At 64.5% G+C, this 12139-nt stretch carries 8 protein-coding genes; 6 read left to right on the top strand and 2 right to left on the bottom strand.

Going from position 1 to position 12139, the window contains the following annotated elements; all coding sequences use genetic code 11:
- Positions 1-713: alpha/beta fold hydrolase (locus tag WS69_RS13950; RefSeq protein ID WP_059471345.1), on the bottom strand; the 713-nt coding region annotated here is incomplete at its 3' end.
- Positions 714-1163: 450 nt separating this feature from the next.
- Positions 1164-1355, bottom strand: a complete 192-nt coding sequence (locus WS69_RS33325) for a hypothetical protein (protein ID WP_156438130.1) — start codon at positions 1353-1355, stop codon at positions 1164-1166.
- 359 nt (positions 1356-1714) lie between these two features.
- Here WS69_RS33325 and betI point away from each other — a divergent pair, with 359 nt between their 5' ends.
- The 6 genes from betI to WS69_RS13925 all read left to right on the top strand — a co-directional run bounded on the left by betI (position 1715) and on the right by WS69_RS13925 (position 11934).
- On the top strand, positions 1715-2302 hold the full coding sequence (gene betI / locus WS69_RS13945) for a transcriptional regulator BetI (protein WP_059471344.1): 588 nt from the start codon (positions 1715-1717) through the stop codon (positions 2300-2302).
- Positions 2303-2338: 36 nt separating this feature from the next.
- On the top strand, positions 2339-3808 hold the full coding sequence (gene betB / locus WS69_RS13940) for a betaine-aldehyde dehydrogenase (RefSeq protein WP_059471343.1): 1470 nt from the start codon (positions 2339-2341) through the stop codon (positions 3806-3808).
- 21 nt (positions 3809-3829) lie between these two features.
- The gene (betA, locus tag WS69_RS13935; protein ID WP_059471342.1) at positions 3830-5527 is read left to right on the top strand and encodes a choline dehydrogenase; all 1698 of its coding nucleotides are present in this window, start codon (positions 3830-3832) and stop codon (positions 5525-5527) included.
- Between the two features lie 345 nt (positions 5528-5872).
- Positions 5873-6352, top strand: a complete 480-nt coding sequence (locus tag WS69_RS33320) for a hypothetical protein (RefSeq protein ID WP_156438128.1) — start codon at positions 5873-5875, stop codon at positions 6350-6352.
- A 385-nt stretch (positions 6353-6737) separates the two neighbouring features.
- Positions 6738-10115, top strand: coding sequence for a 3-keto-5-aminohexanoate cleavage protein (locus WS69_RS13930; protein ID WP_059471341.1), 3378 nt, complete (start codon positions 6738-6740; stop codon positions 10113-10115).
- Positions 10116-10497: 382 nt separating this feature from the next.
- Positions 10498-11934: an MFS transporter gene (locus WS69_RS13925; protein WP_059471340.1), complete on the top strand. Its 1437-nt coding sequence runs from the start codon at positions 10498-10500 to the stop codon at positions 11932-11934.
- The last annotated feature ends 205 nt before the right edge of the window (positions 11935-12139 follow it).

Below are 12139 nucleotides of genomic sequence, written 5' to 3'. Positions count from 1 at the left end.
ACGTACGCGCCGAGCCGGCGCACGTCCGACGCCGTCGTGTACTCGTCCAGCTCGCCGTTGACGAACTTCACGTCGCAGCCGATGTTGCGGAATTCCGGCAGGTACTGCTCCGGCTGCATCGACAGGATCTGGTCGACGTGGAACGCCACCTGGTCCTGCTCCTTGCGCGGCAGCTTCGTCAGGTAGCGGTAGTTGTACAGCTTCATGATCCGCGGCAGGTAGCGCCCCACCGTGTCGTTCAGGAGCTGCGCCGCCTTCAGGTTCTCGCCCGCCGCAATGTGGTCGCGTGCGCGCGTCACGTAGTCCGTCATCGCGTCGTTCAAAAACGGCGAGAACGACGCGATCACCGCCCGGCGCACGCTCGCGCACCCCCGCGCCAGCGCGAACAGCGACGCCACCCCTCCCCACGACACCGACAGCAAAAAACTCGGCTCGAACCGCTCGGCCAGGTGCAGCAGAATCTCGACCTCGTCGTCCTTCGTCAGAATGTACTCGCCCGGATTGTGCTGCCGCGACTGCCCCGCGTACGGCAAGTCGAAGCACACCGCGTTCAGGCGCTCGCCCAGGTAACGAATCGTCTGGCCGAACGACGCGGTCGTCGCCAGCGCGCCGTTGACGAGGATGACCGTCTCGAAGGCCGGATCGAACACGTGACGCTCGACGTGGACCTTCAGTCCGTTCGGCAGCGCTACGACCTGTTTCTCGATAGGCATGGCGTAATCTCCCGCATCCGCTCGGCAAATGAGCTGATCCCGCGCCCCTCCCCTTGAAGGACGCCTCCACGTAGCCGCACGCCCTCCCGCGCGATCCGCCCGCCCTGCCTCGCGCGCGCCGTGACGGCTACCCACTCGCCGGAGCCGCGCATCGCCTCATATTCCACAGGCAATACGCTCCCCCGAGCCCGTCGCGGTCACCCCGCTTCTCTCGGCCCGTGGTCTCCAGCGCCTCTATCTCGCATGACGCCTCTCCAGGAAATTACCGCTTTCCGTTGCCTTCCCGCTTTCATTGCTGTCGCGCGGTGATTTGCGTTTTTGCGGTATTAATACTAATACGCTGAATACAATCTCCTCAACTATTTTTAATGTTTCGCCTCAAAAAAATCATCAGTGTGTCCTTTCGCACATTTAACAAATCACTCTAAAACATCTCCCCGATCAACCCCTTCATCGCAGCGAAATATTTTTTGTGATATAGAACGCATCGTGCGGGTATCGCTTGAGACGTCCGTCGCACAACCCCCACCCGACCCAACGCAGGCCGACAAAGGCGGACATCGCATCCATCGACCCAATTACATCGCAAAACGAAAAATCCACAATCCAGCTCGATCCCAATATCTCAAGCACATCATTCATTCATCATCTCGCCATACCCAATCTAGGGCAGTCGTGCACCAAAACAGACACCCCAATCCATATCGCCATCATTACCGACCGCCCATAACACGAATTCACAATACAGGAATTACCGATTAAAACGTTTTAAACATTCTCAACTTACTTTCCATTAACTTTCACCGCCGCGCGGCTTAACCATGCATCGGCGTCGGTGCGCTGGATGACCACCGACGCCGAACGGCACAGCGGACCAACCACCTCGCCCACACCATCGCCATCCGGCGATCGATCCCCATATATTTTTATTAATTGAACGATCAATAAAAAACCGCTATCCTTCGGACTTCGCCACCCGCCGCGTATACAAAGGCCCCGCGATGCCCAAACTCGGAATGCGCGAGATCCGTCGCGCTCAATTGATCGACGCGACGCTCCGCACCATCGACGAGGCCGGCTTGCCCGGCACGACGCTCGCGTCCGTCGCGCAGCGCGCGAACATTTCGACGGGCATCGTCAGCCATTACTTCGGCGACAAGGACGGCCTGCTCGAAGCGACGATGCGCCACGTGCTGCGCGACCTGTGGGCCGCGACCGCGCGCCATCGCGCCGCCGCGACCGCCAAGCCGCGCACGCGCCTGCGCGCCGTTGTCGCCGCCAATTTCGACGACACGCAGATCAGCGCTCCCGTGATGAAGACCTGGCTCGCGTTCTGGTCGCAGAGCATGCACGAGCCGACGTTGAGACGCCTGCAGCGCGTCAACACGCGCCGACTCTATTCGAATCTGTGTGCGGAATTTGCAAAAACGCTGCCGCGCGCACGAGCCCGCGAGGCCGCAAGCGGCCTCGCCGCGCTGATCGACGGCCTGTGGCTGCGCGGCGCGCTCGCGGGCGAACCGCTCGACACGAAGGCGGCCCTGAAGCTCGCCAACGATTACATCGACCTGCTGCTCGCGCCGCGCGCCTGACGCGCAACGCGCCCTCGCCCACCCAAGGAGATCCTTATGTCCGTATACGGTCTGCAACGCCTTTACATCGCCGGCGCCTACGCCGAAGCCACGAGCGGCAAGACGTTCGACACGTTCGATCCGGCGACGGGCGAACGGCTCGCGAGCGTCCAGCAAGCGAGCGCCGACGACGTCGAGCGCGCGGTCGCGTCCGCACACGAAGGTCAGCGCGAATGGGCCGCGATGACTGCGATGCAGCGCTCGCGCATCCTGCGCCGTGCGGTCGAGCTATTGCGCGAGCGCAACGACGAACTCGCCGAGCTCGAGATGCGCGACACGGGCAAGCCGATCGCGGAGACACGCGCCGTCGACATCGTCACGGGCGCCGACGTGATCGAGTACTACGCGGGCCTCGCGACCGCGATCGAAGGCCTGCAAGTGCCGCTGCGTCCGGACTCGTTCGTCTACACGCGCCGCGAGCCGCTCGGCGTGTGCGCGGGCATCGGCGCATGGAACTATCCGATCCAGATCGCATGCTGGAAGAGCGCACCCGCGCTCGCCGCCGGCAACGCGATGATCTTCAAGCCGAGCGAAGTCACGCCACTGTCCGCGCTCAAGCTCGCCGAGATCTACACCGAAGCGGGCGTGCCCGCCGGCGTGTTCAACGTCGTGCAGGGCGACGGCTCGGTCGGCGCGTTCCTGACCGCGCATCCGGGAATTGCAAAGGTGTCGTTTACGGGCGGCGTCGAGACCGGCAAGAAGGTGATGTCGCTCGCGGGTGCGTCATCGCTGAAGGAGGTGACGATGGAGTTGGGCGGCAAGTCGCCCCTCATCGTTTTCGACGACGCCGATCTCGACCGCGCGGCCGACATCGCCGTCACCGCGAACTTCTTCAGCGCCGGCCAGGTGTGCACGAACGGCACGCGCGTGTTCGTCCAGCAGGCGGTGAAGGATGCATTCGTTCAGCGCGTGCTCGAACGCGTCGCGCGGATCCGCATCGGAAAACCTTCGGATTCCGACACGAATTTCGGCCCGCTCGCGAGCGCGGCACAGCTCGACAAGGTGCTCGGCTACATCGACAGCGGCAAGGCCGAAGGCGCGAAGCTGCTCGCGGGCGGCGAACGCCTCTCGCACGATCACTTCGCGAACGGCCAGTATGTCGCGCCGACCGTGTTCGGCGATTGCCGCGACGACATGAAGATCGTCCGCGAAGAAATCTTCGGCCCGGTGATGAGCATTCTGTCGTTCGAAACGGAAGACGAAGCGATCGCACGCGCGAACGCGACCGAATACGGCCTCGCGGCAGGCGTCGTCACCGAGAACCTGTCGCGCGCGCACCGTGCAACCCATCGTCTCGAAGCCGGCATCTGCTGGATCAACACGTGGGGCGAATCGCCTGCCGAGATGCCGGTTGGCGGCTATAAGCAATCCGGCGTCGGACGCGAGAACGGCATCACGACGCTCGAGCACTACACTCGAATCAAATCGGTGCAGGTCGAACTCGGCCGCTATCAACCGGTGTTCTAAGCATCCAGGAGAACCGCAACGATGACGACACGCGAATTCGATTACATCATCTGCGGCGCAGGCTCCGCGGGCAACGTGCTCGCGACGCGCCTCACCGAGGATCCGGACGTCACCGTGCTGCTCCTCGAGGCGGGCGGCCCCGACTACCGGTTCGACTTCCGCACGCAGATGCCGGCGGCGCTCGCGTACCCGCTGCAGGGCCGGCGCTACAACTGGGCATACGAAACCGATCCCGAGCCGCACATGGACCATCGCCGGATGGAGTGCGGACGCGGCAAGGGCCTCGGCGGCTCGTCGCTGATCAACGGGATGTGCTACATCCGCGGCAACGCGCTCGACTACGACAACTGGTCGACCCACAAGGGCCTCGACGACTGGACGTACCTCGACTGCCTGCCGTACTTCAGGAAAGCCGAGACGCGCGACGTCGGCGCGAACGACTATCACGGCGGCGACGGCCCGGTGTCAGTGACGACGAGCAAGCCCGGCGTGAATCCGCTCTTCGAAGCGATGGTCGAGGCCGGCGTGCAGGCCGGCTATCCGCGCACCGACGACCTCAACGGCTATCAGCAGGAAGGCTTCGGGCCGATGGACCGCACGGTTACGCCGCGTGGCCGCCGTGCGTCGACCGCGCGCGGCTATCTCGACCAGGCGCGCCCGCGGCCGAATCTCGAGATCGTCACGCATGCGCTCGCCGATCGCATCCTGTTCTCCGGCAAGCGCGCGACAGGCGTCACGTTCCTGCACGGCAGCGAGCGCGTCACCGTGCATGCGCGCCGCGAAGTGCTCGTCTGCAGCGGCGCGATCGCGTCGCCGCAACTGCTTCAACGCTCGGGCGTCGGCCCCGGCGAATGGCTGCGCGAACTCGACATTCCGGTCGTGCTCGATCTGCCCGGCGTCGGCCGCAATCTGCAGGATCACCTGGAGATGTACATCCAGTACGAATGCAAGGAGCCCGTATCGCTGTATCCGGCGCTCAAGTATTGGAACCAGCCGAAGATCGGCCTCGAATGGATGATCAACGGCACAGGTCTCGGCGCGAGCAATCATTTCGAGGCGGGCGGATTCATCCGCACGCGCGACGACGATCTCTGGCCGAACATTCAGTACCACTTCCTGCCCGTCGCGATCAATTACAACGGCTCGAACGCGATCGAGATGCACGGTTTCCAGGCACACGTCGGCTCGATGCGCTCGCCGAGCCGCGGTCGCGTGAAGCTGCGCTCGCGCGATCCGAATGCGCATCCGAGCATTCTGTTCAACTACATGTCGGAAGCGCTCGACTGGCGCGAGTTCCGCGATGCGATCCGCGCGACGCGCGAGATCATGTGTCAGCCGGCGCTCGACCGCTATCGCGGCCGCGAGTTGAATCCGGGCGTCGACCTGAAGAGCGATGACGATCTCGACACGTTCGTGCGCGCACGCGCGGAAACGGCGTTCCATCCGTCGTGCTCGTGCAAGATGGGCTTCGATAACATGGCCGTCGTCGACAACGAAGGGCGGGTGCACGGGCTCGAGGGACTGCGGGTCGTCGACGCGTCGATCATGCCGATCATCACGACCGGCAACCTGAACGCGCCGACGATCATGATCGCCGAGAAGATCGCCGACAAGATCCGCAAGCGCAAGCCGCTCGAACGCTCGAACGCGCGGTACTACGTCGCGAATGGCGCGCCCGCGCGCGGCAACAAGCCCGCCGGAGCGCCCGCCACCGTATAAACGTCGGCGGAAACCGCGCCGGCGGTCGTCGATGCCCGAGAGCATCCGATAAGACCGTCGGCGCGCCACACGCAGCTGGCCACGCGTTCTGCCGGCCGATGCAAGCGCGCTCGACGCGCGCAATTGATCTCGCAACCGGAACCGCACGCGTTCCGGGCAATCCCTCCATCCTCTGCAGAGATTCGGTGTCGACAACGACAACAAGAACGACGGCGCGCCACTCCGCGAACACTACGTGCACCACGTCGCGCAATTTCAGTCATCGCGAGCGAAATACACCAAAGGCCCTCGTGACACGGCGCTCTCAACCGCGTCAACCGCGGGCCGCCACTCGCGGCAAATCGATTGCGCACCACCCGTTCTGCGGACCGTTTGCTTTCGGCTCATCCCTTCAAGATCGCCAAACGACACGGGATGGCTCGTACTGCTGGCAAGAACAATGACGCACGCCTTCGTGCAGCGCAGCTACCGGATGATCGTCGTGAGCTCCACCGTGATCACCGAGCATCCCCCAAACTCCGTTCGAACCGCGATTCCACGCCCGCCCTCTCGCGCGCCGCGCTCGAATCCACCCATTTTTCGCTTGCCCCAATTATCGAACTCGGCATTTACGCATGCAATGCATTCGACGCAACATTGACGCAATGGGAAAGCAACCCAACGGAACATCAATTTCAGAAAACAAGCACCGCTCGAACCCACTCCGATAAAGCAAATGCAACGTCAGGCATCGAATCAATTAAATATTCCAATCACATCATTCTTAACCCGATTTTTTCGCAAAAAGATCGCACCCCGCTTATCGCAATATCGAAATCAAGATAAGGCACAAGCCCTAACCAACTGCACGCCAGGCCACGCGCCGCAACTCATGGCAAACATCTGCCCCAACTGCGCCATCGGAATTCGACCCCACCGAAACAAATGACCCGAACAAATTAACAATCATTGAAATTACATCTATTTTAATTTCGACATATTCAACATGGAATTATTTTTATAAATCTCCGTAATTTTATTGTAAGATAAGCGCAAGGCACCTTACAGAAAGCCCAACAAGATGCCTCCCGCATTTAGGCGGACGAGCCGTTTTTCGATCTGGTTCCGACGGAATACACCCTCCCTCGGCCCGGTGACTCGACGGCGCCATGAAATGCCGTATCCGATCTCAGTTATTTAGGATCACTTTCCAACGTAATTCAGGACGATCATGGTCAAGACCTTCTACATCACCGCAGCCCCCGTCGGCGCTGTCCCGAAGTTCCTCGATCCGCTGGAGCCGAAGTTCATCCCGGATGTCCTGCTCGGGCTGCTGCCCGCCGACATGCGCGAAGCGACGACCAACGCGCTCGCGGCAAACGGATGGGAGGCCATACCCGCAGGCGGTATCGTGCGCGAATACGGCTTCGACGCACCGATCGACCTGGCCGGATATGACGGCGCACGCGAAGCGGCGTCCGTGCCGGATGCGCTGCGCCAGAGCGGCTGGGCGCCGAACGGCGCCGTATGGCACCGCACGTCGATTTCACATTCCCTCGCTCAACCGCCGCTGATCACGCGCACCACGCTCGAACGCCTGTCGTCGATCGAGCTGGTCCGGCAGATCGTCCTGCAGCTCACGACATTCGGCTGGACCGCGACCGACGACGGGCATCTAACCTGGACCCACGATCGAATCCACACTTATCTGTCGCCGGATTTCGTCGAGCGAATTCGCGCCGACAACGCGGCCGTGCTCGATTCGCTGTTCGAAAACGGCTGGCAGACGTGCGGCGCCGGCTATTGGCAACCGGGCAAGGCGCGTTCGCCTTATCTGCCGATCACGGCGGACGGCATCGTCGAGGCTTCGCGCGAAGCCCTCCGCGAAGGCGCGGCGGCAGTCCACTTGCACACGCGCGCAACCGACGATCAGGCGACACTCGCCATTCCCGGGCTGAACGCTCCGATCAGCATCGGCTCACAGCGCAACCACATCGTGCTCGAAGACTATGACCACATCATGCCCGCGCTGCTCGACCTGGAGCCGTCCGCGATCCTGAATCTGTCGACGAGCGCGCGCGGCGACCGGCGCGCGTCGCAAAGCCCGCTGCGACGTGCGCACCTGAAGCGCTACGGCCATGCGCAGCTCGCGCCCGACGTTGCGTCGTTCAGCCCCGGCCCCGTCGTATTCCAGGCGGGCGGCGGCTACGACAACCCGAACGCGTTCCTCGCCGATCAGCTCGCCCATTTCGCGGACGTCGGCGTGCGGCCCGAGATCGAAGTGTTCAACCACACGATCGTCGAAAATTCGATCACGCTCTATCAATCACCGCTCGTCAAAGCCGGTGTGCCAGTGCTGTTCATGCTCGTCGCCGCGGTCGATCAGCACCATCGCGACCCCGTCAGCGGCGACACGAGCGACGACTCGCTGATCGACGTGCCCACGCGCAAGGCGATCGCGAAGCTGCTGCAAGCGGGCACCGACGATGCGCACGAGAAGGCCGTCGAACTCGCCGCCACGCAACTGCGCCCGACCGTCGACAAACTGCGCGACAACTTCCCGTCGTGCAAGATTTCTCTGCTGCTGCCAGGTCCGTTCCAGGCGATGCTCGTCGACGTGGCGATCGCGCTCGACCTCGACGGCATCCGCGTCGGCCTCGAAGACGCGCTGAACGTGTTCGACACGCGCGTGCCGGGCGGCGTGCGCAAGGCGTGCGGAACGGGTGATCAGGTTCGTTGGCTGCGGCTCGAGCTCGAGCGCCGCGGCATCGGCATCGTCGATGCCGAAACGCTGCGCGACGAGCTAGGCATGTCGCGTCCCGACGTCGCGCTGTTCCGGCAAGCGGAGGCGGCGCTCGCGCACTATCCGGCCGACGAGCGTCTCGTATCGGCGGACACGATCCTCGATGCGCTGCGGCCGATCGTCGACACGTATCGCAAGATCGAGGACCGGCTCGCGACCCACCTCGCGCGCCCGGCGTCGCTGCCGACCGATCCCGCCGCGCTCGCGGAGCACGTATTCACGGCCGCGCGCAGCTTCGGCGTTACGATTCGTTCGTTCGTCGAAGAACTCGATCGCTATGAAGACCACGAATATCTGGTCGCCCGCTACATCCAGATCCCGCAGGCGTTGAATTTCGCGCGTGAACTGCTCGTGCCGCGCGGCCATTCGATCGATGCGTACGACCGCGCGCTCGAAGACTATGCGCGCCCCGGCAAGACCGTGACGCGCGACAACGCGAGCTACAGCGTGCGCGTCGACCAGTTCAAGCCGCTGCCGCTGCGCTGCCTCGAATATCTGGTCGGGATTCCTTGCCGATACAACAGCGACTACAGCAACGTCGTCAATCTCGGCCTGCGCCAGAGCCCGCGCTACAGCGCGACGATGGCGCTGCTCTATCACGCGCTGCGCGAGCTCACGCTCGAGTTGCGCGACCGCTCGAACGCGTCGCACAAGGCGTGCGGCCCTGTCTGGACCGTGCTCGAGACGTCGGCGGCAGCGGGCGAGCCGCCCGTACGCCGCGACATCGCGCCGGACGATCTGCCGGCCGCGATCGACAGCGCCGACTGGGTCGTGCTGCCCAGCACGCCGACCACGAACTATCCGCTCGGCCTCAAGCTGTCGAACGGAATGGCTCAGCTATTCCACGGCTTCGTCGCGCAGATCGCCGCCGATCCGACGCTGCGCCCGCCCAAGCAGGCGCCACGCGACACGCCGCTGCGCCTGCTCGCGATCACGCATTCGGGACGCCGCGACGACGGCGAAACAGTGATCGAAGCCAGCATGCTGCACAACCGCTTCGCGCTGAACGCGGATCCGGCCGGCAGCTACTTCAGCCAGGAATCGCAGCTGATCTACGAGCGCCTGATGCTGCCGCGCCTCGTCGACAAGCCGGCCAAGCTCGCCTACACGGACCGGCAGCTCGTGCGCCGCGACGCGGCAGGATTCCCGCTGTATCTGGACGGCTCGCGCGCACGACGCATCAAGCCCGAGCAGATCGCACGGCTGCCGTTCCTCAAGTGCTTCGCGCACAGCTCCGGGATCGCGACCGCGCAGCAACTGGACGTGCAGGCGTGCCGCGACGGCGAGCGTCTCGGCCTCACGAGCGACGAACTCCGGACGTTCTTCGATCGTGCGCTCTTCGTGTCGTTCGGCTCCGCTGCGGACATCCACCTGGACTGGCTCGGCACGTCGGTCGTCGACGTGACCGCCTTCAACGACGTGCGCAGCCTCGCCGGCACCACGAGCCGTCATTACGTGATTCAGCCGGGCGAACATGCGGACGTGCTGCAGCATTGCCTCGTGCACACGCAGCCCGCCGACTATCGCTACGATCACGCGACGCCGATCTGGCAGGAAGGCCAGCAGGGCAAGATCGTCGCACGGCTAACGGGCGTGTTCCTGCTCGACGACCACGCGCGACTCGACGACGGCCACTCGATTCGCCGCTACCTGGCCGCGAGCCCGTTGTGGCTTCGTCAGTGGATCGCGCGATTCCACGACGCGCCCGCCGACACCGGCGCGCATGCGATCTTGGTCGAACTGCAGTCGTCGATGATCGACTACCGGGCGAGCGCGAATCAGACGACGCGGCGAGCGCTCGCGTAAGCGGGTCGGCGTGTCGGCTCCGAGCGCGCCGACATGCCGGTTCCCGCTGACGCAAGGCGATGTCCGATCTCATCGTTGCGGGACGAACGCAATTGCCAGCGAGGCGCGACGACGTCCGAATGACGAAGCGCGACGGCGACGATCCGCCTCGCGCATCGAACGGGTGCGCGACGGGCGTCGCGCCCCATCTGCAACGCCCGTCACCCTGGTTTCTTCGCTACCACGCCGCATCGGCAGGCGCGCATGGGCGCCCTGCCAATGGCGCACCCGTTCCAGCCGCATGCCGCTTTCCTTCTATGGCGGCGAATAATGGTCAAGTCTACTGAAGGAGCCGCACGCCCCGCGCATCCCGCGCCGGGCCGCCTTCCGACCAGAGACCGCCATGCCAGCCGCCCCCGCCGCCCCTTCGAACGCCGCGCGCGCCAGCGCCGCCGCCCGCCTCGAACGATTGCCGTTTTCCGGCTATCACAAGCTCATCTTCGTGATCATCGCGATCGCGTTCTTCTTCGATTCGGTCGACCTCGGCACGATGACCTTCGTGCTCGGCTCGATCAAGAGGGAGTTCGGCCTGTCGACCGCGACAGCCGGCCTCGTCGCCAGTGCGAGCTTCTTCGGGATGGTGCTCGGCGCCGCAGTCGCGGGCCTCCTCGCCGACCGGTTCGGCCGGCGCCCCGTGCTCCAGTGGAGCATGGTGTTGTGGGGCGCGGCGTCGTACCTGTGCTCGACCGCACAGAGCGTCGACGCACTGATCGTCTACCGCGTGCTGCTCGGCATCGGCATGGGGATGGAGTTTCCGGTCGCGCAGACGCTGCTATCCGAGTTCGTCCCCGCCGCGAAGCGCGGCCGTTTGATCGCGCTGATGGACGGCTTCTGGCCGCTCGGCTTCATCACCGCCGGGATCGTTTCGTACTTCGTATTGCCGCTGTTCGGCTGGCGCACCGTGCTTGCGCTGCTCGCGCTTCCCGCCGTGTTCGTGCTCGTCGTGCGCCGACTCGTGCCGGAATCGCCGCGCTGGCTCGAGCATCACGGCCGGTTCGCCGAGGCCGAGCGCGTGCTCGCGCACGTCGAGACGAAAGTGATGCAGTCCGCGCGCGTCTCGAGCCTGCCGGCGCCATCGCGACTCGCGGAGCCCGTCGCCGTGCGCGGCCGAGGCGCATTCCGCGAAATCTGGAGCGCCGCTTACCGTCGCCGCACGACGATGGTATGGCTGCTGTGGTTCTTCGCGCTGCTCGGATTCTACGGCCTCACGTCGTGGCTCGGCGCACTGCTGCAGCAAGCCGGCTTCGCCGTCACGCAATCGGTGTTCTATACGGTGCTGATCTCGCTCGGCGGCATCCCCGGCTTCTTGTGCGCCGCTTGGCTCGTCGAGTGCTGGGGACGCAAGCCGACGTGCATCGCTTCGCTCGTCGGCGGAGGCGCGATGGCTTACGCATACGGCCAAAGCGCGCTGTTCGGCGGCAGCGTGACGCTGCTCGTCTGCACAGGGCTTGCAATGCAGTTCTTCCTGTTCGGGATGTGGGCGGTGCTCTATACGTACACGCCGGAGCTGTACGGCACGGGCGCGCGCGCGACGGGCTCGGGTTTCGCATCGGCAATCGGGCGGGTCGGCTCGCTGATCGGCCCGTATGCGATCGGCGTCGTGCTGCCGATCTTCGGGCAAGGCGGCGTATTCACGCTCGGTGCGCTGTCGTTCGTCGTCGCTGCGCTTACGGTCGGCGTGCTGGGTATCGAGACGAAAGGCATGGCGCTCGAGGCGCTCGCATCGCCGGATGACGCGAGCGACACCGCGCGTGATCCCGCCGGCGCGGCTGCAAACTGATCGGCGGCCGCAGTCGCGGCGAACGGCACGAACGTGGCCGCAGACCGCTACGACGTGGCGCGCTCCGACCCGGTTCCATGCACGTATCGCTTCCGATATTCGGCCGGCGCGACGCCCACGTGCTAGGCGAATGCGCGTCGCAGCGAGATTCGGTTCGCAGCGACACCCGCCAGCAACACGGACGGCGGAGCGCTACGCTTCGGCG

It is taken from the genome of Burkholderia sp. BDU5 (assembly GCF_001522845.1).
GTDB lineage: Bacteria > Pseudomonadota > Gammaproteobacteria > Burkholderiales > Burkholderiaceae > Burkholderia > Burkholderia mayonis.
This window is presented reverse-complemented; position numbering and strand designations above follow the sequence as displayed.

What these genes read in the sequence shown, in the direction of transcription:
- WS69_RS33325 (WP_156438130.1), bottom strand. Translation starts at nt 1,355, where the DNA reads ATGAATGATGTGCTTGAGATATTGGGATCGAGCTGGATTGTGGATTTT.
- WS69_RS13925 (WP_059471340.1), top strand. Translation starts at nt 10,498, where the DNA reads ATGCCAGCCGCCCCCGCCGCCCCTTCGAACGCCGCGCGCGCCAGCGCC.
- betA (WP_059471342.1), top strand. Translation starts at nt 3,830, where the DNA reads ATGACGACACGCGAATTCGATTACATCATCTGCGGCGCAGGCTCCGCG.
- WS69_RS13930 (WP_059471341.1), top strand. Translation starts at nt 6,738, where the DNA reads ATGGTCAAGACCTTCTACATCACCGCAGCCCCCGTCGGCGCTGTCCCG.
- betI (WP_059471344.1), top strand. Translation starts at nt 1,715, where the DNA reads ATGCCCAAACTCGGAATGCGCGAGATCCGTCGCGCTCAATTGATCGAC.
- betB (WP_059471343.1), top strand. Translation starts at nt 2,339, where the DNA reads ATGTCCGTATACGGTCTGCAACGCCTTTACATCGCCGGCGCCTACGCC.